The 22216-nt window shown below is 70.8% G+C and carries 23 protein-coding genes; 2 read left to right on the top strand and 21 right to left on the bottom strand.

What is annotated here, in order from left to right; translation table 11 throughout:
- Positions 1–6: 6 nt before the first annotated feature.
- Positions 7–390, top strand: coding sequence for an RNA-binding S4 domain-containing protein (locus MTE01_RS03270; protein WP_141375651.1), 384 nt, complete (start codon positions 7–9; stop codon positions 388–390).
- Positions 391–650: 260 nt separating this feature from the next.
- Here MTE01_RS03270 and MTE01_RS03265 read toward each other — a convergent pair whose 3' ends face one another.
- On the bottom strand, positions 651–1553 hold the full coding sequence (locus MTE01_RS03265) for an NUDIX hydrolase (protein ID WP_141375649.1): 903 nt from the start codon (positions 1551–1553) through the stop codon (positions 651–653).
- A 164-nt stretch (positions 1554–1717) separates the two neighbouring features.
- On the opposite strand from MTE01_RS03265, the gene MTE01_RS03260 reads away from it, so the two are divergent.
- On the top strand, positions 1718–2131 hold the full coding sequence (locus MTE01_RS03260; RefSeq protein ID WP_141375647.1) for a GNAT family N-acetyltransferase: 414 nt from the start codon (positions 1718–1720) through the stop codon (positions 2129–2131).
- Positions 2132–2298: 167 nt separating this feature from the next.
- Here MTE01_RS03260 and MTE01_RS03255 read toward each other — a convergent pair whose 3' ends face one another.
- The 20 genes from MTE01_RS03255 to argC form a co-directional block, all read right to left on the bottom strand.
- The gene (locus MTE01_RS03255) at positions 2299–2736 is read right to left on the bottom strand and encodes a DUF805 domain-containing protein (protein WP_141375645.1); all 438 of its coding nucleotides are present in this window, start codon (positions 2734–2736) and stop codon (positions 2299–2301) included.
- Positions 2737–3062: 326 nt separating this feature from the next.
- Entirely contained in the window at positions 3063–4586 is a 1524-nt protein-coding gene (der, locus tag MTE01_RS03250; protein ID WP_056227518.1) for a ribosome biogenesis GTPase Der, read from the bottom strand.
- Positions 4576–5319: a (d)CMP kinase gene (gene cmk, locus MTE01_RS03245; protein WP_246077949.1), complete on the bottom strand. Its 744-nt coding sequence runs from the start codon at positions 5317–5319 to the stop codon at positions 4576–4578. Before cmk ends, der begins: the two co-directional genes overlap by 11 nt.
- Positions 5312–6445: a prephenate dehydrogenase gene (locus tag MTE01_RS03240; RefSeq protein ID WP_141375643.1), complete on the bottom strand. Its 1134-nt coding sequence runs from the start codon at positions 6443–6445 to the stop codon at positions 5312–5314. Before MTE01_RS03240 ends, cmk begins: the two co-directional genes overlap by 8 nt.
- Before the next feature lie 52 nt (positions 6446–6497).
- The gene (locus MTE01_RS03235) at positions 6498–7304 is read right to left on the bottom strand and encodes a pseudouridine synthase (protein WP_103210516.1); all 807 of its coding nucleotides are present in this window, start codon (positions 7302–7304) and stop codon (positions 6498–6500) included.
- Positions 7301–7921 carry an SMC-Scp complex subunit ScpB gene (scpB, locus tag MTE01_RS03230; protein WP_371861589.1) on the bottom strand — a complete coding sequence of 207 codons (621 nt, stop codon included), beginning with the start codon at positions 7919–7921 and terminating at the stop codon, positions 7301–7303. Before scpB ends, MTE01_RS03235 begins: the two co-directional genes overlap by 4 nt.
- Entirely contained in the window at positions 7911–8774 is an 864-nt protein-coding gene (locus tag MTE01_RS03225; RefSeq protein ID WP_103210513.1) for a segregation and condensation protein A, read from the bottom strand. The genes scpB and MTE01_RS03225 overlap by 11 nt, the downstream gene beginning before the upstream one ends.
- The gene (locus tag MTE01_RS03220; RefSeq protein ID WP_056227506.1) at positions 8758–9660 is read right to left on the bottom strand and encodes a ParA family protein; all 903 of its coding nucleotides are present in this window, start codon (positions 9658–9660) and stop codon (positions 8758–8760) included. Before MTE01_RS03220 ends, MTE01_RS03225 begins: the two co-directional genes overlap by 17 nt.
- Before the next feature lie 153 nt (positions 9661–9813).
- Positions 9814–10614 carry a DUF4184 family protein gene (locus MTE01_RS03215; protein WP_141375641.1) on the bottom strand — a complete coding sequence of 267 codons (801 nt, stop codon included), beginning with the start codon at positions 10612–10614 and terminating at the stop codon, positions 9814–9816.
- Between the two features lies 1 nt (position 10615).
- On the bottom strand, positions 10616–11929 hold the full coding sequence (gene tyrS / locus MTE01_RS03210) for a tyrosine--tRNA ligase (RefSeq protein WP_103210507.1): 1314 nt from the start codon (positions 11927–11929) through the stop codon (positions 10616–10618).
- A 54-nt stretch (positions 11930–11983) separates the two neighbouring features.
- Positions 11984–12859, bottom strand: coding sequence for a DUF2510 domain-containing protein (locus MTE01_RS03205; protein ID WP_141375639.1), 876 nt, complete (start codon positions 12857–12859; stop codon positions 11984–11986).
- Positions 12860–12926: 67 nt separating this feature from the next.
- Entirely contained in the window at positions 12927–13640 is a 714-nt protein-coding gene (locus MTE01_RS03200) for a hypothetical protein (RefSeq protein ID WP_141375637.1), read from the bottom strand.
- Positions 13637–14284 carry a SatD family protein gene (locus MTE01_RS03195; protein ID WP_116238370.1) on the bottom strand — a complete coding sequence of 216 codons (648 nt, stop codon included), beginning with the start codon at positions 14282–14284 and terminating at the stop codon, positions 13637–13639. Before MTE01_RS03195 ends, MTE01_RS03200 begins: the two co-directional genes overlap by 4 nt.
- Positions 14285–14335: 51 nt before the next feature.
- On the bottom strand, positions 14336–15766 hold the full coding sequence (gene argH / locus MTE01_RS03190; protein WP_103210496.1) for an argininosuccinate lyase: 1431 nt from the start codon (positions 15764–15766) through the stop codon (positions 14336–14338).
- A gap of 9 nt (positions 15767–15775) precedes the next feature.
- Positions 15776–16930 carry a heparan-alpha-glucosaminide N-acetyltransferase domain-containing protein gene (locus MTE01_RS03185; RefSeq protein ID WP_246077948.1) on the bottom strand — a complete coding sequence of 385 codons (1155 nt, stop codon included), beginning with the start codon at positions 16928–16930 and terminating at the stop codon, positions 15776–15778.
- Positions 16927–17850 carry an ornithine carbamoyltransferase gene (gene argF, locus MTE01_RS03180; protein WP_116238372.1) on the bottom strand — a complete coding sequence of 308 codons (924 nt, stop codon included), beginning with the start codon at positions 17848–17850 and terminating at the stop codon, positions 16927–16929. The genes MTE01_RS03185 and argF overlap by 4 nt, the downstream gene beginning before the upstream one ends.
- Entirely contained in the window at positions 17847–19064 is a 1218-nt protein-coding gene (locus MTE01_RS03175) for an acetylornithine transaminase (protein WP_103210490.1), read from the bottom strand. The genes argF and MTE01_RS03175 overlap by 4 nt, the downstream gene beginning before the upstream one ends.
- On the bottom strand, positions 19061–19963 hold the full coding sequence (gene argB, locus MTE01_RS03170; RefSeq protein WP_103210488.1) for an acetylglutamate kinase: 903 nt from the start codon (positions 19961–19963) through the stop codon (positions 19061–19063). Before argB ends, MTE01_RS03175 begins: the two co-directional genes overlap by 4 nt.
- A complete protein-coding gene (gene argJ, locus MTE01_RS03165; protein ID WP_103210485.1) occupies positions 19960–21117 on the bottom strand; it encodes a bifunctional glutamate N-acetyltransferase/amino-acid acetyltransferase ArgJ in 1158 nt (385 codons plus the stop codon). Before argJ ends, argB begins: the two co-directional genes overlap by 4 nt.
- A complete protein-coding gene (argC, locus tag MTE01_RS03160; protein ID WP_141375633.1) occupies positions 21114–22163 on the bottom strand; it encodes an N-acetyl-gamma-glutamyl-phosphate reductase in 1050 nt (349 codons plus the stop codon). Before argC ends, argJ begins: the two co-directional genes overlap by 4 nt.
- Positions 22164–22216 lie beyond the last annotated feature (53 nt).

Here is a 22216-nt window from a genome sequence, read left to right as displayed (position 1 = left end):
CCCGACATGACGGATGCCATGACCACCGCCCGCGTCGACGCGTGGCTCTGGGCGGTGCGCGTCTACAAGACCCGGTCTGCGGCGACCAGCGCGTGCCGCGCGGGGCACGTTCGGGTCAACGGGGAACGCGCCAAAGCGGCGCAGCCCGTACGTCCGGGCGACGAATTGCGCGTGCGGATCCAGGGCTTCGACCGGATCCTTGTCGTGAAGAAGACGATCGCGAAGCGTGTCGGGGCGGCCCTCGTCGCCGAGTCCGTCGACGACCGCACTCCCCCACCGCCCTCGAAAGAGAGCATGCCGTTCGTGCCGGTACGCGATCGCGGCGCCGGACGCCCCACCAAGCGCGATCGCCGCGACATCGAGAAGCTCCGCGGCCGCGATCCCGACTGACCGCGCGTCACAGCCTCGGCAATCCGCACAACCTCAGCCGACCCCCTCCCCCGCCAACTGACCTCGCGCAAATCTCAGACCCTGTACACGCCCCGCCCCGCACGCCCCGCACAACCTCCACAATCCGCACAACCTCAGCCGACCCCCGGCCCCGCCAACTGACCCTGCGCGAATCGCCGACCCAGCGACACCGCTGACCAAACGACACCGCTGCCCACTCGACGCACACACGACGTCGGACCGGTGACGCCCCGCAGCCGTCAGTCCAGCTGATCCAACAACCAGCGCGCACCGCGCACTCTCGCCCCGAGCTCGACGACGCGCGCCGACAGCTCGCGGTCGCTCGTCACGACGACCACGGGGCGGAACGCCCCCGCGACCTCGCGCACGACCGCGACGATCTCGTCGTCGCCCTCACCCGGCGCGTGCCGCACCTCGACCGGGGGTGCCACCGGCTCGGCAGACCGCGCCTGGCCCTCCAGCACCGCCGTGACCGCCGGGAACCAGCGCGTCGCGGACAGCCCGAGCGCCTCGGCATCCACTCCCCGCTCCGCCAGCCGCGAGACCTTTCTCACCAGGCGGGTCGCGGCGCCGGCGCGATCCTTCCACCACCCGTCGGGAACCGAACCCATGACGTTGGCCACGTCGACGACGATCGCCGGCCGCGCGGTCAGCGCTTGGCGCAGGGCCGGCCACGAGGCGGCGAAGCCGGGGTGCAGCGGCAGGGAATCGACGTCGTCGACGGCGACCCACTCCAGGGCGACGCTCTCGGGATCGCTGATCACGGGCTCGAACGGCGTTGTCACGTCGGCGACCAGGGTCGAGTATGACCAGATGCCGAGGTCGAGCACGCTCTCGAAGCGCGCGCTCACGGCATCCGCCGGCACCCCCGCTTCTTCGCCCGATTCGCGCAGGGCGCCGTCTCGAGCGGATTCGCCCTCGTGCCGCGCGCCTCCCGGCAGGGCCCAGGTATTGCCGAAGTGGCTCCACGAGACGCGATGCTGCAGCAGCACTCCGCGCTCGGGGTCGAGGGCGAGCAGCCCCGCGGCGCCGAAACGACCCCAGTACTTCTCGCCCGTGGGCGCGACGACCCAGGCGTCGCCGGGGTCGCGGGGTCCGTGCGGACGCCGCGGCTCGCCGGGGGCAGGGGGCTCGATCGTCATCGGCTCCAGCCTGGCACACACACGACCGACGGTCCCCGCCCAGCGTCACGAGACGCCATGAGATCGCCCGCGCCGCCGCGCAGTTCGCGCCGAGAATCGCAATATGACGGCCGCTCCTCGCCCGCGGGGAAGTCGGAACCGCCTCGAGTTGCCACAATTGTCGGATGGAGTACGAATTCGACGACGACCCCGAACGGGTCGACCGCGACGCGGTCTGGCAGTGGCTGAGCACCGAGGCGTACTGGGGGCGCTGGCGCACCCGAGCCGACGTCGAGGCTCAGCTCGACAGCGCGTGGCGCATCGTCGCGGCGTACCGCCGCGAAACGGGCGAGCTGGTGGGCTTCGCGCGGGCGATCTCCGACGGCGTCGGATTCGCCTACCTGGCCGACGTGTTCGTGGTCGACGGGCACCGGGGCCACGGCCTCGGCAAGGGCCTGGTCTCGCTCATGATCGATGAGGGCCCCGGCCCCCACTTCCGATGGACGCTCTTCACCAGCGACGCGCACGGCCTCTACCGTCGGTTCGGTTTCGCCGAGCCCGACCAGACGGCTCTCGTCCGCCCCGCGGCGCCCCTCTGAGAAACCGGATGCCGGCTCCCCCCGCCGACGCCGCATCCCGCTGACACGTCGGTCACCGTCCGTCATCCCCCACCGCTGAGGCCCGAGCGCGAGTGGAGCGACGGAGTCACGGCATCCGGAACGACGAGCGCCCCGACCCAGCGGGCCGGGGTGCTCGCTCGGGCGTCTCAGGCATCGAAGCGCGCGCCCTCGGGCCGCGGCCCCTGGAGCGTGAAGACGAAGAGAACCAGGACGCCGATGAGCGGCACCACCCCGATCAGCACCCAGAACCCGCTCCGATCGGTGTCGTGCAGGCGTCGCACGAGCACGGCGAACGTCGGGACGATGGTGACGAGAGCCCACACGAGCCAGATCGCCCCGAGGATCACCCCGAGCGGTCCGGTGATGGTCGTCGAGCCGTCGGCTTCGATGCGGATGCCATCGGTCAGCGTGGGCAGCGCGTTCAGCACCGTGCCCACGACGGCGGCGGTCACCACCCACCACCAGTATTCGCTGCGGCTCGCGCGCCCACGGAAGGTGGCGTACTTCGCGAAGATGCGGCGCACCGCAGCGCCCAGCGGCGCGCCGTAGTAGGGCTGGTCGAGCGGCGGGACGGCGGCGGTCATGGGGTCTCCCGGCGTCGACAGAGGGCGGATGCCACGGCGTCGCCGTCGCGAGAGCACTCTATCGACCGCCCGGTCCGGCCCGACCCCGCTTGCGCTCGTGCCCATCCCTGCCTGACGGCACCCACCGCGCGCGAGACGGCATCTCGCTGACAAACCCGCGTCAGCCTGCGACCGACTCGTCAGCGATGTGCCGTCTCGCGCGAGATCCGGGCCCGCAGACGCAGCGCGCACACGCCGCCGCCCCACCGCCGTGCGCGCGAGGCGCATGTCCAGCGCGCGAAAGCGCCCCGACCCCCACACGGGGACCGGGGCGCTCGCTGCGCGACTCAGCGCTGGCGCTTCTCGCGGATGCGCATGTTGAGCACGATCGGCGTGCCCTCGAAGCCGTAGATCTCGCGCAGGCGCCGCTGGATGAACCGGCGGTAGCCCGGGTCGAGGAACCCGGTCGTGAACAGCACGAAGGTCGGCGGACGCGTGGCCGCCTGCGTGCCGAACAGGATGCGCGGCTGCTTTCCTCCGCGCAGCGGGTGCGGGTGCTCGGCGACGAGCTCCGACAGGAACGCGTTGAACTTGCCGGTCGGGATGCGGGTGTCCCACGACTCGAGCGCCTGCTCGAGAGCGGGCACGAGCTTGTCGAGGTGACGACCGGTGCGAGCCGAGATGTTCACGCGCGGAGCCCACGCGACGTGCGCCAGGTCCTGCTCGATCTCGCGCTCCAGGTAGCGGCGACGATCCTGGTTCTCCATGTCGTCGTCGTTGAGGCGGTCCCACTTGTTGAACGCCAGGACCAGCGCGCGGCCCGACTCGAGTACGAGGTCGATGATGTTCAGGTCCTGCACGCTGATGGGCTGCGAGACGTCGATGACGACGACCGCGACCTCGGACTTCTCCAGCGCCGTCGAGGTGCGCAGTGACGCGTAGAAGTCGGCGCCCTGCGAGAGGTGCACCCGGCGACGGATGCCGGCGGTGTCGACCAGCGTCCAGAGCTTGCCGCCGAGCTCGACCACCTCGTCCACCGGGTCGCGGGTCGTCCCGGCGAGCTCGTTCACGACCACGCGCTCTTCGCCGGCGGCCTTGTTGAGCAGCGACGACTTGCCGACGTTGGGGCGACCGAGGATCGCGACACGTCGCGGTCCGCCGATCTCGTACTTGGCGACCGCCGACACGTCGGGCAGCACCTTCATGATCTCGTCGAGCAGGTCGGCCACACCGCGGCCGTGGATGGCCGAGACGGGGTGCGGCTCACCGAGGCCGAGGTTCCACAGAGCGGCGGCTTCGGGCTCATGGCGGGCGTCGTCGACCTTGTTCGCGATGAGGAACACCGGCTTGCCGCTCTTGCGCAGCAGCTTCACGACGTGCTCGTCGGTCGAGGTCGCCCCCACCGTGGCATCCACCACGAACAGCACGATGTCGGCGAGATCGATCGCGACCTCGGCTTGCGCTGCGACCGAGCGGTCGATGCCCTTCGCGTCGGGCTCCCAGCCGCCGGTGTCGACCAGCGAGAAGCGGCGGTCGAGCCACTCCGCCTTGTAGGTGACGCGGTCGCGCGTGACGCCGGGGGTGTCTTCGACGACGGCCTCGCGGCGGCCGAGGATGCGGTTCACCAACGCGGACTTGCCCACGTTCGGCCGACCGACGATCGCGACCACCGGCAGCGCCGGCAGGAACTCGATCGCTCCCTCACCCGAGGCGAGACCCGCGAGAAGAGCCGCGTCCTCCTCGTCGAGGTCGAAGTCCTCGAGGCCCGCGCGCAGCGCTTCGGCCCGCTGTTCGGCGAGCACCTCGTCGAGCTGCTCCATCTTCTCGGCGAGCTGGTCGGGCCCGCCTTCGTACTCGTCTTCAACGCCCATCGCGGGCTCCCATCGTGTTGTCGACGACGCTCAGCACGGCGTCGACGGTCTGTTCGAAATCGAGGTGGGTCGAATCGACGACCTGCACGCCGGGGGCGGCGGTGAGGAAGTCGACGACCGTGGAATCGGCGGCGTCGCGCTGGTGGAGGGCTGCGGCGACCTTGGCGGCATCCTGATCCGTCAACTCCGCACTGCGGCGCGCGGCGCGCACCTCGGGGGCCGCGGTCAAGAGGATGCGCACGGGCGCGTCGGGGAACACGACCGTGGTGATGTCGCGGCCTTCGACCACGACGCCCGGAAGAACCGCGGATGCCACGAGCCGGCGGAACAGCTCGTTCACCGCGTGGCGCACGGGAGCGACGCGGGCCACTCCGCTCACGGCATCGGTCACCCGGGGTTCGCGGATCGCGGCGGTGACGTCGGTGCCACCGACGCGCACCCAGCGGTCGGCCGGGTCGAGCGAGATGGCGTACTCGAAGTCGCCGAAGACCTCGAGCACCGCCGTCGCGTCGGAGGTGTCGGCCTCGTGAGCGAGGGCGTGCCACGCGAGGGCGCGGTAGGCGGCGCCGGTGTCGAGGAAGCCGTACCCGAGGCGGGCGGCGGCGGCCTTCGACACGCTCGACTTGCCGCTTCCGGCGGGGCCGTCGATCGCGACGACGACGGGGGCGGATGCCGAGCCCTCGGCGGGCGCGGCCAGGCCGGGCCGAAAGAGGGCGGGGGTGGGCTCAGTCATGGGTGGTGCTCGCAATCCGCCAACCGCGCTGCTGGAGGCCGTCGACGGCGCGGCGGACCGCGTCGGGGACGACGCTGATCTCGGCCAAGCCGAACGGGGCTCCGGGCGAGTGCTCGAGGCGTAGGTCTTCGACGTTGACGTCGAGATCGCCGAGCTCGCCGAACAGGCGCCCCAGCTGGCCGGAGGTGTCGTCGACCATGACGACGAACGTATCGAAACGGCGGTTCTGGCCGTGCTTGCCGGGCAGACGCTCCACACCCTCGTTGCCGCGGCGGATGGTGTCGGCCACCGCGCGCCGCGCGCCGGGCACCTCGGGGTCGCGCAGCGCCTCGGCGACGTCGGCGAGGTCGGCGGCGAGCTGATCGAGCACCGCGACGACGGGTGCCGCGTTCGCCCCGAGGATCTGCACCCACAGTTCGGGGGCGGATGCCGCGATGCGCGTCGTATCGCGCACGCCCTGGCCCGCGAGCCGTAGCGACCCGTCGGGGGCCTCGACGAAGCGCCCGGCGAGAAGACTCGCCACGAGCTGCGGTACGTGCGACATGAGTGCGACCGACTCGTCGTGCTCTTCGGGCGTCATCTCGATGAGGGTCGCGCCGAGATCGAGGGCGAGCCCCTCGACGAGCGAGAGATCGTGCGCAGAGGTCTCGCCGTCGCGGCACACCACCCACGGGCGTCCGACGAAGATGTCGGCGCGGGCCGAGATGGCTCCCCCACGCTCACGACCGGCCATGGGGTGCGAGCCGATGTAGTGCGTGAGGTCGACACCGCGTTCCCGCAGGGTGCGCAGCGGCTCGAGCTTCACGCTCGCGACGTCGGTGACGACGGCATCCGGGAATCTCTCCAGCTCGCGCTGCACGACGTCGGCCGTGACGTCGGGCGGCACGGCCACCACGATCAGCGAGGGACGGTCGTCGAGACGCTCGGCGCGGCCGGCGCCGTAGTCGATCGCGAGGCGCAGCTGTGAGGGAGACGCGTCGACGAGCACGACGTCGACGCCGAGCGCGGTGAGCGCGTGACCGACGCTGGCCCCGAGCAGGCCCGAGCCGACGATGCGGACGGTGCCGCTCGTACGGGTCGCCAAGGGCCCGGCCGCGCGCGCGGACGTTCCGTTGACTTGGCTCATCGGGTCTCCTACCCTGGGCGGCGCCGCTGGCACCGCGAAGCGCCCGAGAGGCTCACTCCGCCGGATCGGCCGGAGTACTGTCGTCCTGGCGGGACAGCGTGAGCAGGGCACCGCGTTCTACTGTAGTCAACTCGCGGGCCTTGCCCACCGGGAGAGTTCCCAGGTGAAGCGGCCCGAACTGACGCCGGACCAGCTCGACGACCGGGTGACCGACCTCCGCCATCATGCGGCGGACGATCCGGTTCTTGCCGGAGTGCAGGGTCAGCTCGACCAGACTCTCGCCGCGGGAGGCGTCGAGCAACCGCGCCTTGTCGGCTGCGATCCGCCCGTCTTCGAGGTCGACACCTCGGATGAGGCGCTGGATCGTCTGGGGAAGCACCTGCCCCTCGACCTTCGCGATGTACACCTTGGTCACCCCGAACGACGGGTGCGCGAGCACGTGCGCGAGGTCGCCGTCGTTGGTGAGGACGAGAAGGCCGCTCGTGTCGGCATCCAGTCGTCCGACGTTGTACAGCCGCTCGTCCCAGTCCTTCGCGTACTGGCGCAGGTCGGGGCGGCCGCGATCGTCGCTCATCGAGCTGACGACACCGGTGGGCTTGTTGAGGATGACGTAGCGCTTGGACTCATCGAGCTGGATGGCCGTGCCGTCCACGTCGACGAGGTCGGTCTCGGGGTGGATGCGACGGCCGAGCTCGGTGACGACGAGCCCGTTCACGCGCACGCGTCCCTCGACGATCATCTGCTCGGCGACGCGGCGCGAGGCCACTCCCCTGTTCGCCAGCACCTTCTGCAGGCGGATCCCGTCATCGCTCGCGGAGCCCGAGCCCTCGGCCGCCGAGCCTGTCGAATCGTCGCTCATTTCAATACCTCTCCGTCGAATCCGTCCGAGCCGTCGTCGAGCAACGGCGAGATGTGCGGCAGCTCGTCGAGCGAGTTGATGCCGAGGTTGACCAGCAACTGGTCGGTCGTCCCGTAATGGATGGCGCCCGTGTCGGAGTCGGTGAAGACCTCCGTGATGAGTCCGCGCGACAGCAGCGTGCGGACCACCGAGTCGACGTTCACGGCCCGGATGGATGCCACCTGTCCGCGCGTGACGGGCTGCTTGTACGCGATGACCGCCAGGGTCTCGAGCGCCGCCTGGGAGAGTCGTGAGGGCGCCTGGGTGTTCACGAACTCGCCGACCACGTCGTCGTACTCTTCGCGCACGTAGAGGCGCCAGCCGCCGCCGACCTCGCGCAGCTCGAAGCCGCGCACCGGTCCACCTGTCTCGCCGTCGTAGTCGGCGACGAGGGCCTCGACAGCCTGGCGGACGGCCGGAACGGGCGCCCCGACGGCGGCGGCGAGGCTCACGAGGCTCTGCGGCTCGTCGAGGACCAGCAGGATCGCCTCGAGGCGACGAGCGACGGATGCCGGGTCGCTCGGGCGCACGGGAGGAGCCGCCTCCGTCATGCGGTGCAGCGTGGCGTCATCGGTCATAATCGGCTCCCAGGGCGGCGAGGTTCTCTTCCGACCACCTCTCGGCGGTCCAGCGGAGCGTCAGCTCTCCCAGCGGTTCGAGCTGCTCGAACGACAGCGCCGCGTGGCGGTAGAGCTCGAGGATCGACAGGAACCGCGCGACGACGACCCCGGTCTCGGTCACGCCGGCGACGAGGTCGCGGAAGTTCAGTGTTCCGGCGGACCGCAGCAGGGTCACCACGATCGCGGCCTGCTCGCGGATGCTCACGAGCGGCGCGTGCAGGTGGTCGAGACCCACGGTGGGGATCTGCTTGGGCGCGAAGGCGACGACCGCCAGCGCGGCGAAGTCGTCGGCGCTCAACGTCCACTTCAGCTCGGGAACCGCGCTGCGGTACTTCTCATCGAGCCGCACGTTGCGCGTGTGCCGTCTGTCCTCGCGCTGGAGGCAGCGTGCGAACCAGGCCGACACCTCCTTGAACGCTCGGTACTGCAGCAGGCGGGCGAACAGCAGGTCTCGTGCTTCGAGGAGCGCGACCGACTCGGCATCGACCAGCTCTCCCTGCGGGAGGAGGCCGGCGATCTTCATATCGAGAAGGGTCGCGGCGACGACGAGGAACTCGGACGCCTCGTCGAGGTCGCTCTCCGGGCCCATCGCGCGCAGGTACGCGATGAACTCGTCGGTGACGCGGCTCAGCGCGACCTCGGTGATGTCGAGCTCGGCGCGCGAGATGAGGGTGAGGAGGAGGTCGAAAGGACCGTCGAAATCGGGAAGGGTGACGCGGAAGCCGGGGGCGTCGGGTCCTTCGCCGAGCTCGGGGACCGATGGCACCGCGAGAGCGGCACCGGCGGGGGTGTCGTCAGGCGACGGCGCCACGGGCGACCAGCTCCCGCGCGAGCCGCAGGTAGGCCTGGGCGGCGGCGTGCTCGGGCGCGAACTCCGTGATCGGCATGCCCGAGACCGAGGCATCCGGGAACTTGACCGTGCGACCGATGACCGTCTCGAGCACGTCGTCTCCGAACGCCTCGACCACGCGCTCGAGCACCTCGCGCGAGTGCAGCGTGCGGGGGTCGTACATCGTGGCGAGGACGCCGTCGAGCTCGATCGCCGGGTTGAGGCGGTCGCGCACCTTGTCGATCGTCTCCACCAGCAGGGCCACGCCGCGCAGCGCGAAGAACTCGCACTCGAGCGGGATCAGTACTCCGTGCGCGGCGGTCAACGCGTTGACGGTCAGCAGACCGAGCGAAGGCTGGCAGTCGATGAGGATCACGTCGTAGTCGGCCGCGACCTTGCGGAGCACCCGGGCGAGGATCGTCTCGCGCGCGACCTCGTTGACCAGGTGCACCTCGGCCGCCGACAGGTCGATGTTCGCGGGGAGGATGTCGAGACCCTCGACGCGGGTCGAGACGATGACCTCGCGCGGGTCGCGCTTGGTGTCGAGCAACAGGTCGTAGATGGTCGGCACGTCGTGCGTCTGGATGCCGAGTCCCGCCGACAGCGCACCCTGCGGGTCGAAGTCGATCGCGAGCACGCGACGGCCGTACCCGGCGAGAGAGGCCGCGAGGTTGATGGTGGTGGTCGTCTTGCCGACGCCGCCCTTCTGGTTGCAGAGGGCGATGATGCGCGCGGGGCCGTGGCTGTCGAGCGGCTTCGGGGTGGGGAACCCCTGGTAGGGGCGACCGGTGGGTCCGAGGATGACCTCGTCTGCGCCCGTCTTCTGGCCCTTTGTGCTCGCCGACACCGAGTCTCCCGCCTTCGTCATAACGTCCCCGAGTCTAGCCGCCGCCCGTCGCCCGGCCCGTGTGACCCGCGGGTGGTCGCCACACCTGCACGAGCATCCGACCGCGCCGGGACCGCCCCCGACCGCCGAGACGGCATCTCGCTGACAACACCGTGACAGCCTGCAACCGACTCGTCAGCGAGACGCCGTCTCGCGAGTCACTGCCCGCGCCTGCCGCGACTGTACGAACAGCGCCAGGGCGAGCGTCAGCGCCGCCCAGGCCGCGGCGACCTTCGTCAGGACGCCGTAGATCAGGTGCGTGGGGGTGTAGTCCGCGTCGAACGGCCCCTGCACCGCGATGGCCGCGAGCGAGGCGCCGATCAGCGCGACAGGGAGCGAGACCCACCACGCCCAGCGGGCGGCATCCGGGATCACGCGCCGCACGGGCTCGGGCCGCCGCCTCGACAACCACACGAGGGCGAAGATCCCCAGCACGACCACACCGAGAGCGCTCGAGGCGTGTTGCAGCCACTTGGCCCCCGTGAACGACCCCCACTGCCCCGCAAGGGCGGGCAGCAGCTGCTCCCCCACTCGACCCTCGTGGGTGAACAGGTCCCACGCGATGTGCGACGCGACGCCCAGCGCGAGCGAGACGACGAGCCACAGGATGCCGGGGAGTCCCCCGCCGACGCTCTCGCGCAAGGCCGCGCGGGCACCGGTATCCCACTCGACGGGCAACCTCTGCGCCACCGGTCGCGGCAGCAGCTCGCGGGTCGCCGGACGCAGCACGCACCGCCAGATCAACAGCAGCACGAAGGCGACCGCGACGGTCACCGGCAGCCACGCGAAGTCGTGCGTCAGACCGTAGCCGGGCCACATCCCCCGCACGAACAGCGGCAGGTCGGGGGTCATGGCCCCGACCGCGATCGCCGCCGGCACCAGCCGCGTGCGCACGAAGGGCAGTGCGACGACGGCGTGGCTCGGCGTGAACGGCATGTCAGCTCAGGAAAAGCCCCGCGAGCGTCTTCTTTCCGCGGCGCAGCACCGAGACGCCGCCGGGCAGCGTTCCCGCGACGACCGCTTCGTCGCTCGTGACCTTCTCGCCGTCGAGCGAGACGCCGCCCTGCGAGATCGCGCGACGCGCCTCGCTGAGGCTGGCGCACAGACCCGTGGCGGTGAGCGCCTCGACGACGGTGGTGCCGGCGGCGACGGTCGCGTGCGGCAGCTCTTCGAGCGCACTGCGCAGCACCGCGGCATCGAGGACGGTCACATCACCCTGACCGAACAGCGCCTCCGTGGCCGCGATCACGGCCTCGGTCGCCTCGACGCCGTGCACGGTCGTCAGCACCTCGCGCGCGAGACGCTTCTGCGCGGCGCGGCGGAACGGCTCGGACGCGACGAGTCCCTCGTACTCCTCGATCTGGGTGCGCGTGAGGAACGTGAACACCTTGAGACGCTCGATCACGTCGCGATCGTCGGTGTTCAGCCAGAACTGGTACATGACCCAGGGGCTGCACATGTCGGCATCCAGCCAGATGGCGTTGCCCTCGCTCTTGCCGAACTTCGTGCCGTCGCTGTTGGTGATCAGCGGCGTGCCGATGGCGTGCACCGAGACCCCCTCGGCGCGGCGCACGAGATCGGTGCCGCTCGTGAGGTTGCCCCACTGGTCGCTGCCGCCGGTCTGCAGCACGCAGCCGTACTGACGGTGCAGCTCGAGGTAGTCGAGTCCCTGCAGGATCTGGTAGCTGAACTCGGTGTAGCTGATGCCCGCCTCGGAGTTGAGGCGCGCGCTGACCGCGTCTTTCTTCAGCATCGTGCCGACGCGGAAGTACTTGCCGATGTCGCGCAGGAAGTCGATGGCGCTGAGCGGCGCGGTCCAATCGAGGTTGTTGACGATGCGCGCGGCGTTCTCGCCCTCGAAGCTGAGGAAGCGCTCGACCTGGCCGCGCAGCAGGCCCACCCACTCCTCGACCGTCTCGCGTGCGTTGAGCGTGCGCTCGGCCGTGGGACGCGGGTCGCCCACCAGACCGGTCGACCCGCCGACCAGTCCGAGCGGGTGGTGGCCGGCCAGCTGCAGGCGACGCATCGTGAGCAGCTGGACGAGGTTTCCCAGGTGCAGGCTGGGCGCGGTCGGGTCGAAGCCGCAGTAGAAGGTGATGGGGCCTGCGCCGAGCAGTTCGCGCAGCTCGCCCTCGTCGGTCGAGACGTGCACCAGACCGCGCCAGACGAGCTCGTCCCAGACGTTGTCGAAGGCCGGGTCGTTGGCGGGGGCGAGGGCGCTCACGGGCGCCGCATCGGTGGAGGCAGACACCGGTTCAGGGTATCAGCGGGGGTGTCCGACTCCGGATGCCATCCCCTCGAACGCTCACCACGGTCGCTGCGCCGGCTGGCCGGCGCCGTGGGCCGCCCGGCCGGGCGGTTCCGTCGGGAGCAGGAGGAGGCGGGTCTGCGACCGCGAGACCCCCCAGATGACGCCGATGACGGCGCCGAACACGGACGCGCACACGATCATCAACCATCCGATCGCGAGCTGCACGGGGCCGACGGCGATCACGACGAGCGCGATGCCGGTGAGGATCGCCAGGCCTGTCAGCGCGGCGAACACGATCATCACGACACGGAGTGTCCGAAGCGACTGCTCGGCGTGGAAGGTGGGGCGCACGCCGAAACGCGAGGAGAGGTACGCCGCCCACCGCTCACCCGTCCACCACCGATGGGCGGCGTGGGTGATCGGGTACCACCCGGCGCCGGGTCCGTCGACCTCGCCGGGCAACGGGCGCAGGTGGTCGGGTGCGGCCGGGGCTCCGGCCGGCATCGGAAGACGCCGGACACGCGTGCTCTGCGCGGCCATCGCGAACCACAGTGCCGACAGCGCGAGCAGGAACAGGGGCAGAACGGTCGGGTTTCGCGCGAGAACGCCCGACAGCACGAAGCACAGGGCGGCGAACAGGAACATCCCGCCCGCGACCCACCCGAAGACGGGCTGCTCGAGGGTGGCCCAGTCGATTCCCGCTCTGCCCTCGCGCACGCGCGAGCCCGTCCAGATGCGGCCGTCCCACCAGCGAAGTTCCCCTGCCTTGGTGGGATACCAACCCGGCTGCGGACCTGCCGGCGGGAGCGCCGCGGGCTGCGGTGTCGCGAACGGCCCGGCCGGCGCTTCGTGCGCCGTCCATTGCGTTCCATCCCACCAGCGGACGCGCCCCGGCGTCTCCGCCTCGTACCAACCCGGTGCAGCGTTCATGACGTCATCTCCCCCTGGAGTGTCCCTCGACCGTACCGGTCCCTCCCTGCGTCGGTCACGAAACGCGTCAGCGCGCGTGCACGCCCCACCACACGAGGAACGCGACCGCCAGCGAGGTGACCCAGCTCACGAGACTGCCGATGAGGAAATACTCTGCGCGGTCGCCGTCGTCGCGGTCCCGCGAGATCTCGGGGAAACGCACGATCCCTTTCGCCGCGAGCACAGCGGCGAGCAGCGTGTATGCGCCCGCCAGCGTCAGCACGAAGACCAGAATGCGCTCGAGCGGCCCGATCAGACGACCGCCCTTGAGGGTCGGTCTCGCGTCGCCCTCGGGGTCGGCCACGCGCCCGCCCATCTCGGAGCGCAGGGCGATGCGCACCACCGCGTTGCCGGACTCCAGCAGAAACACCAGGCAGCCGATGACCAGGACGGCGACGTCGATCGACACCGTCGCCCCCGGCCGGTACGCGGCCCACGTCTCGCCGAGCAACCCCGGCCTCTCGCGCCCCGGCGCGATGACCACGCACGCCGCCGCGGCCAGTGCGAGCAGGGCGACCGGCCACAGGCCCGCGCGAGCAGGACCGTCTTCGGGCACGACCCACGTCCAGATGGCGGCGACGGCGACGGCGAGGAGCCCCGCGATCACGGCATCCAACCCCGCCGAGATCAGGACGAGCACGACCGATGCCACCGCGATGGCCAGCCAGCGCCGCCTCCGTATCATCTGGCGAATGAGATCGACCGCCCCGACCGCGAGCAGAAGGAGACCGGCCGCGATCATGAGCGCACCGTCGCGGTGAGGGCTTCGAAGCCCTCGACGAGGACGGCAGCGCCAGCGGCGGCGAGAGCCTGCGAGACCGCAGACTGACTGATCCCCTCGGCGTCGGCGAGCTCTCGCTGGGAACGGCCGACGCAGCGCCCGTAGGTCAGTCGACGCGACCTCTCGCTCATCGCCGACACGAGCTGGTCGCGACTCAGGACGTAGGCGCGGGCGAGCGCGACGGTCTCGGTCATGGTTGGATCGTGCCCCTCGGCCAGAACGATCCAGGTGCGCGCGAGCGGCGCGGCGCGCTGCTGCAGTCGTTCGATGTGGCCGATGGCTTCGCGAGCGGCCCACCAGGCCGGGCCCTCGGGAACGGTTCGATCGGCGAGCTCGATCGGCCGCACCTCTCCGACGCCCACTCCGAAACGGCAGTCGACCTCGTCGGGCAGGGCGAGGCGCAGCAGCAGCAAAGAGGCGAGGGCAGCGGAGAGATCGTCGTACTCGCCCTGCAGTTCGTCGCCCACCACGGACGCGAGGGGCGCCGCGGCGACGGGCAGATCGCGCTCGACGGCGCGCACGGCGTCGACGAGGGACCGTTGCGCCCCGGCGCGATCGTCCAGCCGCCGGGAGGCGACGATGTCGGCGATCACGGCGACGGTCATGCGATAAGCCTAACGCTTATGATCTCTTTTTGATAAGCGAATAACTGATATTCAGCCGATGAGGGATCGGGATGCCGCCTGCGCTCGAGCGACCAGCTCTTCGCGCTGCTCGCGGACGCGCTCCGGAGCAGTGCCTCCGACACCCGTACGGCTCGACACCGACCCCTCGATCGTCAGCACCTCGCGTACCCGCGGGGTGAGCTCTGCCGAAACGGAGGCGAGCAGGGCGTCATCGGCGTCTTCGAGCCCGATCTCGCGCTCCTCGCACGCGCGCACGAGGGCGCCGGAGATCTCGTGGGCGTCGCGGAAGGCCACGCCCTGGCGCACCAGCCACTCGGCGACGTCGGTCGCGAGCGAGAACCCCTGCGGAGCGAGCTCGGCCATGCGATCGGTGTGGAAGCGGAGGGTCGCGATCATGCCCGAGAACGCGGGCAGCACGAGCTCGAGCGTGCGCACCGAGTCGAAGACCGGCTCTTTGTCTTCCTGCAGGTCGCGGTTGTACGCCAGGGGCAGCCCCTTGAGCGTCGCCATCAGACCCGCCAGGTTGCCGATCAAGCGACCGGCCTTTCCCCGCGCGAGCTCGGCGATGTCGGGGTTCTTCTTCTGCGGCATGATGCTCGAGCCGGTCGAGTACGAGTCGTCGAGCGTGACGAAGCCGAACTCGCGGGTGTTCCAGAGGATCACGTCTTCGGCCAGACGCGAGAGATCGACGCCGATCATCGCGGTGATGAAGGCGAACTCGGCGACCACGTCGCGCGAGGCGGTGCCGTCGAGGGAGTTCTCGGCCGGGCGGGCGAGACCGAGGCGGTCGGCGACCAGTTGCGGGTCGAGGCCGAGGGTCGCCCCGGCGAGCGCGCCGCCGCCGTAGGGCGAGACCGAGGCGCGGGCAGACCAGTCGCGCAGGCGCTCGAGGCCGCGCACGAACGCCCAGCCGTAGGCCTGCAGATGGTGGGCCAGGAGCACCGGCTGCGCGTGCTGCAGGTGGGTGCGGCCGGGCATGATCGCGCTCTCGTGCGCCTGGGCCTGCGCGACGAGAGCGTCGATCAGCCGGAGAAGCTCGCGCGTGAGGGTGCGCGAGTGGTCGAGCAGATACAGCCGCACGAGTGTGGCGATCTGGTCGTTGCGGCTGCGCCCGGCGCGAAGCTTTCCGCCGAGGGCCGGGCCCACCGTCTCGATCAGCACGCGCTCCAGGGCGCCGTGCACGTCTTCGTCACCGGGGGCGGCGACGAGCGAGCCGTCCTGCACACGCGCCGCGAGCTCGTCGAGGCCGTCGTGCATGGACTGCGCCTCGTCGGCGGAGAGGTACCCCGCCGCTTCGAGGGCGGCGGCGTGGGCGTGCGAACCCTGGATGTCGTAGAGGGCGAGGTCCCAGTCGAAGTGGGTCGAGCGGCTCAACGCCGCCAGTTCGGGAGACGGTCCGCCCGAGAAACGGGCTCCCCACAGGGCGCCCTCGTTCGTCGACTGACCGGTCTCGCTGCTCATGCCCCCAGCCTACCGAGGGCGGCCGACACCGCCGGAGCCCGTGACGAGCGCGGGCCCCGACGACCGGGCTCCCGGCGTGGCATCCCGCCCCACGATCAGGCGTACGACGTTATCGACGAACATCTCGAGGGGCCCTCGCCCGATCGTGAGCGCCCACACCGTGCAGCCCGCGATGAGCCCGAGCGTCAGCGGGACGAACAGCCCCGCCTCACGGATACCGACGAGGTCGGACGTGTCCCCCAGCAGGACCTGCGCCACGATGGCCCAGACCACCAGCTGCAGAACGTACGCGGTGAGCGGCATCGAGCCGACCGCGCGCAACGGCACAGCAACCCAGCGCAGTGGCGTGCGGCACAGCAGCAGGCACACCCCGATCGTCATCACGGCGAAGCCGCCCGAGCCGATGACCTCCCACAGACCCGAGGAGTGGTCCTCGGCGGTCAGCACCGCCGTGAGGAAAGGGGTGTCCTCGGCGACCGGTGCCGTGGCGATCGCGAAGCCGTAACCGGCGAGCGCGAGCGACAGACCCGCCATGGCGAGCAGGCCCTGGTCGGCGATGTTGCGCAGGTCGAGTCGGCCGACGCCCATCCCCGCCAGCAGGAACGCGATCCATACGGTGAACGGGTACGCCCACCCCACCGCGGCTTCGAGTTCGGCACCTGCCGGGCCCGCCCACACGGGCGCCGCGTCGAGGAACGGCTGGATCCACGGCATGACGACCGCGAGGACTGCGGCCACGAGGAACAGGGGGCGCGCCCGCATGCCGAGAAAGGGCAGCGCCAGCACGAACAGCAGGGCGTAGGCGGGGAGGATGACGTAGACGGGCACCCCCGTCATGACCAGCAGCAGGCCGATCACCCAGAGCAGGGCTCCACGCAGCGCCAGCCGGGCCGCCGCACGCGGGCGCCGTTGCGGAGCGAGCGGTCGGGGCCCACCGGTGACGAGGGCGATGGACACGCCCGCGAGCACCGCGAACAGGATCGACGAACGACCGTTCACGAGGGTGACCCACGTGCTCGGATCCGCAGTGAGGGTGCGCTCGGTGTCGAGCAGGTGCGCGGCGAGCATGCCCAGCACGGCCAGCCCGCGCGCGAGGTCCACGCCGACCAGCCGGCCCGGTCCGTCGAAACGGGACCAGGCGCGGCCGAGCGGCGAAGAGGTCACTGCTGGCGCAGAAGCCACACCAGGAGCGCCTTCTGGGCGTGCAGACGGTTCTCGGCCTCGTCCCAGACGACGCTCTGCGGGCCGTCGATGACCTCGGCGTCGACCTCGTAGCCGCGGTCGGCGGGCAGACAGTGGATGAAGATCGCGTCGTCGGCGGCACGCGTCATGAGCTCGCTCGTGACCTTGAAGCCGCCCAGGTCGCGGATGCGCGCGATCTTCTCCTCCTCTTTGCCCATCGACACCCAGGTGTCGGTGACGACGACATCGGCTCCGGATGCCGCGACCTCGGGGTCGTCGATCAGGGTGATCGACCCGCCGGTCCCGGCGGCGATGCGCTCGGCATCCACGATCACGTCGGCCCGCGGCGCGTAGTCCGCCGGGGCGGCAACGCGCACGTGCATGCCGGCGGTGACCCCCGCGAGCACATACGAGTGGGCCATGTTGCTCTGGCCGTCGCCGAAGAACGAGAGGGTCAGGCCCTTCAGCTCGCCCTTGTGCTCGCGGATCGTGAGCAGGTCGGCGAGCAGCTGGCACGGGTGGAAGTCGTCGCTCAGCGCGTTGACCACCGGAACGCGCGTTCCCCTCGCCATCTCTTCGAGTCCCGCCTGCGCATAGGTGCGCCACACGATCGCGGCGACCTGCCGCTCGAGCACGCGGGCGGTGTCGGAGGGGGTCTCCTTGCCGCCGAGCTGGCTGTTGGCGGTCGAGATGATCAGGGGCGAGCCGCCGAGGTCGGCGATCCCGACCGCGAACGACACGCGCGTGCGGGTCGAGGATTTGTCGAAGATCACGGCGACGGTCTGAGGACCTTCGAGCGGCTTCTGCGCCCAGCGGTCCTTCTTCAGCTCGATCGCGAGGTCGAGGATCTCGGCCTGCTCGGCCGGGGTCAGGTCGTCGTCACGCAGCAGGTGGCGGGTCACGCGGGGGCTCCTTCGAGGATCAGGGCATCGGAGACGGTGGCCAGCGCGGCACCGAAGAGGTCGAGGAACGCCGAGACCTCGGCATCCTGGATCGTCAGGGGCGGTGCGATGCGGATCGTGGTGTCGTTCGCGGCGTTGACGATCAGACCGTGCTGCTGGGCGGCGGCGACCACGGCCTTGGCGACGGGACTCGTGAGGCCGATGCCGAGCAGCAGACCGCGACCGCGCACACCCGCGACGAGCGGGGAGCCGAGAGCGGCGATCCCCTCGCGCAGCTGGGTCTCGCGGTGGGCGGCGTTCTCGACCAGGCCCGCGGACTCGATCTCTTGGAGCACGGCGCCGCCGACGGCGGTGCCCAGGGCGTTGCCGCCGAAGGTCGAGCCGTGCGTGCCGGGGAAGAAGAGGTCGCTCGCCGCGCCGAAGGTGACGAGCGCGCCGATCGGGAATCCGCCGCCGATGCCCTTGGCGACCGTGATCGCGTCGGGCACGATGCCCGCGTGCTGGAAACCGAACCAGGCGCCGGTGCGGCCGGCGCCGGTCTGGATCTCGTCGACGATCAACAGCGCACCGTGGCGCTGCGTGATCTCACGGGCCGCCTGCAGGTAGCCCTCGGGCAGCTCGACGACCCCGGCCTCGCCCTGGATGGGCTCGACGAGGAGAGCGGCGACACGCTCGTCCATTGCGGCCTCGAGGGCCGCGACGGTCGCGTCGATGTGCTCCACACCCGGCACCATGGGGAGGAAGTCGGCCTGCAGCGCGGGCTTCCCCGTCAAGGCGAGAGCACCCATCGTGCGGCCGTGGAAGCCGCCCTTCAAGGTCAGGATGCGCGTGCGGTCGGTGCCGCGACCGTGCAGACGAGCGAGCTTGAGCGCCGCCTCGTTCGCCTCGGCACCGGAGTTGCCGAAGTACACCCGACCCGACTCCCCCGTACCGGCGAGACGCTTCAGACGGGCGGCCAACGCCAGCTGCGGGGGCGTGGCGAAATAGTTCGAGACGTGGGCGAGCGTCGCCGCCTGCTCGGTGAGGGCCTTCACGAAGACCGGGTGCGCGTGGCCCAGGGCGTTCACGGCGATGCCGGCGAGGAAGTCGAGGTACTTCGCCCCCTCGCTGTCCCAGACGTAGGCCCCCTCTCCGCGCACGAAAAGCGCCATGCGGTCGCCGAAGCTGCGGACCAGATCGCGTCCGGCGTCGTCCTGCCAGGTTGCGGTGGTCATGCGACCACCTCCGTTCCGATTCCCTTGCTGGTGAACAATTCGACGAGCACCGAGTGCGGCACCCGTCCGTCGATGATGGCCGCGGTGGGCACTCCCCCGTCGACGGCGTCGAGGCACGCCTGCATCTTCGGGATCATCCCCGACTCGAGCGTCGGCAGCATCGCGCGCAGCTCCGTCGAGGTCAGGTGCGACACGAGCGAGTCGCGGTTGGGCCAGTCGGCGTAGAGCCCGGGGACGTCGGTCAGGACGACGAGCTTCTTGGCGTTGAGGGCCGTCGCCAGCGCGGCCGCCGCGGCATCCGCGTTCACGTTCAACGAGGTGCCCGGGTTGTCGAGGTCGGGCGCGATGCTCGACACGATGGGCACGCGGCCCGCGGCCAGGTGGTCGAGCACCGGCTGCGGGTCGACCGTGACGACGTCGCCGACACGACCGAGATCGTGCTCGACACCGTCGACGACGACGCCGCGACGGCGGCCCCCGAAGAGGCCCGCGTCCTCGCCGCTCAGGCCGGTGGCCAGTGGCCCGTGCGCGTTCACCTTGGCCACGAGCTGCGGGTTGATCTGCCCGGTCAGCACCATTCGGACCACGCTGATCGCCTCGGTCGAGGTGACCCGGTAGCCGCCGCGGAATTCGCTCGGAATGTCGAGACGGTCGAGCATCGACGAGATCTGGGGTCCGCCACCGTGCACGACGACGGGCTTGACGCCCACGTAGCGCAGGTAGGCGATGTCCGCGGCGAAAGCATCCTGCAGCTCGTCGCTCACCATGGCGTTGCCGCCGTACTTCACCACCACCACCTGGTCACGGTACTTGCGCACCCAGGGCAGCGACTCGACGAGCGTGACCGCCCGTTCACTGGCCTCGGCGGGATCGGTGTCTTGCAGATCGACATGGGTCATGAGGAGTAGGCGCTGTTCTCGTGGACGTAATCGTGCGTCAGGTCATTGGTGCGGATCGTGGCCGCGGCGTCTCCGACCCGCAGGTCGATGACGAGGTCGGTGGCACGCGGCGTGAGGTCGACGTCGTCGCGGGGGCGATCGGGACCGCCGGCCGTGCACACACGGACGCCGTTCATCCAGACGTCCACGTCGTAGGGGTCGAAGGCGGCGTCGGTGGTGCCGATCGCGGCGAGAACGCGGCCCCAGTTGGGGTCGTTGCCGAAGATCGCGGCCTTGAAGAGGTTGTTGCGCGCGACCGAACGACCGACCTCGACGGCGTCGTCCTCGTTCGCGGCGTTCACGACGCGGATCGTGATGTCGTGACTGGATCCCTCGGCATCCCCCTGCAGTTGAGCGGCGAGATCGTCGCACACCGCGGCGAGGGCTGCGGCGAACTCCTCGGCATCCACGCGGATGCCGCTCGCGCCGCTCACGAGGAGCGTGACCTGGTCGTTGGTCGACATGCAGCCGTCGGAATCGAGCCGGTCGAAACTGACGCGCGTCGCGGAGCGGAGCGCCGCGTCGGCCCCCGCGGCATCGAGTACCGCGTCGGTCGTCAGGACGACCAGCATCGTGGCCAGGCCCGGAGCGAGCATCCCGGCGCCCTTGGCCATGCCGCCGATCGACCAGCCCTCGCCGGTGTGGACGGCGCGCTTCGGCTTCGAGTCGGTGGTCATGATCGCCAGCGACGCGTCTTCTCCCCCCTCGGGCGAGAGGGCAGCCACGCCCTCGTCCACGCCCTGCAGGACCTTGGCCCGGAACACCTCGTCGCCCGTGCCGATGAGGCCGGTGGAGCACACCACCACGTCGCCCGCTCCGACGCCGAGGAGCGCGGCGGCGCGCTCGGCGGTCTGGTGCGTGGTCTGGAAGCCGAACGAGCCGGTGAAGCAGTTGGCTCCGCCCGAGTTGAGCACCACGGCCTCGATCGTGCCGTCCGTGACGACCTGCTCCGACCAGAGGATCGGGTTGGCCTTGGCCCGGTTCGAGGTGAACACCGCCGCTCCCACCTTGAGCGGACCGCGGTTCACCACGAGGGCGACGTCGCGCGCGCCCGTCGACTTCAGGCCGACGGCCACACCGGCGGCTTCGAATCCTGCGGGGGCGGTCACGCTCACGGGGCGACTCCGTTCAAAGGAAGGGCGGTGGTCTCGACGAGACCCGACGCCAGATTCATGGACTGGACGGCAGCGCCGGCGGTGCCCTTGACGAGATTGTCGACCGCGGCGACGATCGTCACCCGGTTCGCCGCGCGATCGATGGCGATTCCCATCGACGCGACGTTCGCGCCGAGCACGTCAGCCGTACGCGGGAACACCCCCTCTGGGAGGAGCTCCACGAAGGGCTCGTCGGCGTAAGCCGTCTCCCAGGCGCTGCGGATCTCGGCATCCGTCGCCCCCTCCCGGATCGGAGCGGACGAGGTGGCGAGGATGCCCCGCGACATCGGTACGAGCACGGGGGTGAAGGACAACCGGATGCCGTCGCTCGGCGCACCGGCGGCGATCAGCGCCTGCCGGATCTCGGGGATGTGGCGGTGCGTGCCACCCACGGCATAGGGGTTCGCGGAACCGAGGATCTCGCTCGCGAGGAGGTTGGTCTTCGCCGACTTCCCGGCGCCGCTCGGGCCGACGGCGAGCACGGACACGATATCGGAAGCCACGATGACCCCGGCGGCCACGCCGGGTGCGAGGGAGAGAGCGACCGTCGACGCATTGCAGCCGGGGGCAGCGATGCGCGTGGCCCCGCGGAGGTTCTCACGCTGTTTGCCGCCCGCGACGGGGAGCTCGGGAACGCCGTACGCCCACGGGTCGGGGTGCGGTCCGCCGTAGAACGCCGCCCAGTCCTCCGCTGACGTGAGCCGGTGGTCGGCACCCGCGTCGATCACGAGGGGGGTGCTGCCAAGGGCGTCGGTGTACTGGGCGGACTGACCGTGCGGCAGAGCCAGGAACACCACGTCGTGCCCGGCGAGCACCTCGGGTGTGGTCGGCTGCAGCACGAGGTGCGCGAGGGACCGCAGGTGCGGCTGGTGGGCGACGAGGGGCTGTCCCGCGCTGGAGTGCGCGGTGACGGTACGAATCTGGACGTCGGGATGAGAGGCCAGGAGGCGGAGGATCTCGCCACCCGCATAGCCGGAAGCGCCGGAGACGGCGACCGAGAGGGTCATGTATCCACCTTACGAGTCGGGGCTGGTGCGGAAATCCGCATGAACCGGGGCGG

Source organism: Microbacterium testaceum (assembly GCF_006539145.1).
GTDB classification, from domain to species: Bacteria; Actinomycetota; Actinomycetes; order Actinomycetales; family Microbacteriaceae; genus Microbacterium; species Microbacterium testaceum.
The sequence above is the reverse complement of the archived record's forward strand: the minus strand, read 5'-3'. Positions and strand labels throughout refer to the sequence as shown.

What these genes read in the sequence shown, in the direction of transcription:
- MTE01_RS03260 (WP_141375647.1), top strand. Translation starts at nt 1,718, where the DNA reads ATGGAGTACGAATTCGACGACGACCCCGAACGGGTCGACCGCGACGCG.
- MTE01_RS03200 (WP_141375637.1), bottom strand. Translation starts at nt 13,640, where the DNA reads ATGATCGCGGCCGGTCTCCTTCTGCTCGCGGTCGGGGCGGTCGATCTC.
- MTE01_RS03235 (WP_103210516.1), bottom strand. Translation starts at nt 7,304, where the DNA reads ATGAGCGACGATTCGACAGGCTCGGCGGCCGAGGGCTCGGGCTCCGCG.
- MTE01_RS03220 (WP_056227506.1), bottom strand. Translation starts at nt 9,660, where the DNA reads ATGACGAAGGCGGGAGACTCGGTGTCGGCGAGCACAAAGGGCCAGAAG.
- argC (WP_141375633.1), bottom strand. Translation starts at nt 22,163, where the DNA reads ATGACCCTCTCGGTCGCCGTCTCCGGCGCTTCCGGCTATGCGGGTGGC.
- MTE01_RS03270 (WP_141375651.1), top strand. Translation starts at nt 7, where the DNA reads ATGACGGATGCCATGACCACCGCCCGCGTCGACGCGTGGCTCTGGGCG.
- argH (WP_103210496.1), bottom strand. Translation starts at nt 15,766, where the DNA reads ATGAGCAGCGAGACCGGTCAGTCGACGAACGAGGGCGCCCTGTGGGGA.
- scpB (WP_371861589.1), bottom strand. Translation starts at nt 7,921, where the DNA reads ATGACCGATGACGCCACGCTGCACCGCATGACGGAGGCGGCTCCTCCC.
- MTE01_RS03255 (WP_141375645.1), bottom strand. Translation starts at nt 2,736, where the DNA reads ATGACCGCCGCCGTCCCGCCGCTCGACCAGCCCTACTACGGCGCGCCG.
- MTE01_RS03205 (WP_141375639.1), bottom strand. Translation starts at nt 12,859, where the DNA reads ATGAACGCTGCACCGGGTTGGTACGAGGCGGAGACGCCGGGGCGCGTC.
- MTE01_RS03215 (WP_141375641.1), bottom strand. Translation starts at nt 10,614, where the DNA reads ATGCCGTTCACGCCGAGCCACGCCGTCGTCGCACTGCCCTTCGTGCGC.
- MTE01_RS03240 (WP_141375643.1), bottom strand. Translation starts at nt 6,445, where the DNA reads ATGAGCCAAGTCAACGGAACGTCCGCGCGCGCGGCCGGGCCCTTGGCG.
- MTE01_RS03265 (WP_141375649.1), bottom strand. Translation starts at nt 1,553, where the DNA reads ATGACGATCGAGCCCCCTGCCCCCGGCGAGCCGCGGCGTCCGCACGGA.
- der (WP_056227518.1), bottom strand. Translation starts at nt 4,586, where the DNA reads ATGGGCGTTGAAGACGAGTACGAAGGCGGGCCCGACCAGCTCGCCGAG.
- MTE01_RS03195 (WP_116238370.1), bottom strand. Translation starts at nt 14,284, where the DNA reads ATGACCGTCGCCGTGATCGCCGACATCGTCGCCTCCCGGCGGCTGGAC.
- argB (WP_103210488.1), bottom strand. Translation starts at nt 19,963, where the DNA reads ATGACCCATGTCGATCTGCAAGACACCGATCCCGCCGAGGCCAGTGAA.
- cmk (WP_246077949.1), bottom strand. Translation starts at nt 5,319, where the DNA reads ATGACTGAGCCCACCCCCGCCCTCTTTCGGCCCGGCCTGGCCGCGCCC.
- MTE01_RS03175 (WP_103210490.1), bottom strand. Translation starts at nt 19,064, where the DNA reads ATGACCACCGCAACCTGGCAGGACGACGCCGGACGCGATCTGGTCCGC.